At 79.6% G+C, this 553-nt stretch carries 1 pseudogene; it reads right to left on the bottom strand.

What is annotated here, in order from left to right:
• A pseudogene (locus EEJ42_RS30915) lies at positions 1 to 553 on the bottom strand (hypothetical protein); the annotation flags it as partial.

Here is a 553-nt window from a genome sequence, read left to right as displayed (position 1 = left end):
GGCCGCCGCGAGCAGCCCGAGGACGACGGCGGCGGGCGTCGGCAGCGGCAGCGCGCGCGCCAGCGTGCCCACGGCGACCGCGGCCGCGCCCACCACCACGGCGTCCGAGGACTCGGCGATCGCGGCCAGGTACCCGGCCGCGATCACGGTGACCGCGGACGAGGCGACCGCGGCGGTCAGCCCGTACAGCCGTTCGTCCGCCGACGCGTGGCTGCGCAGCTGGAGGACGATCACCAGCAGCACCCAGACGCCGAGCGTGCCGATGAGCACCGTCGGGGCGTGGGCGCGGCCGGTGGCGAGCAGCCCGGCGTCGGCCGCCAGACCGCCCAGGAAGGCCAGCGCGATGCCCTGCCGGGCGGGCCACATGCCGTTCAGCCGGAACCACCCGGCCGCCGTGACCGCCTGGAGCAGCGCCACGACCACGGCGACCGCGGGCTCGCCGAGCGGCGCGGTGGCCGCGAGCAGCGCGGCGAGCGCCGCCGTGAGGGCGGCCGGCTGGAGCCCGGGGTCGACGATCTGGGGGCGGCCCTCGGCGCGGGCCTTCTCGGCGGCG

Source organism: Streptomyces botrytidirepellens (assembly GCF_003721215.1).
Lineage (GTDB): Bacteria > Actinomycetota > Actinomycetes > Streptomycetales > Streptomycetaceae > Streptomyces > Streptomyces himastatinicus.
Note: the sequence above shows the minus strand (reverse complement) of the source record. Positions and strands in the feature narration are given on the sequence as shown.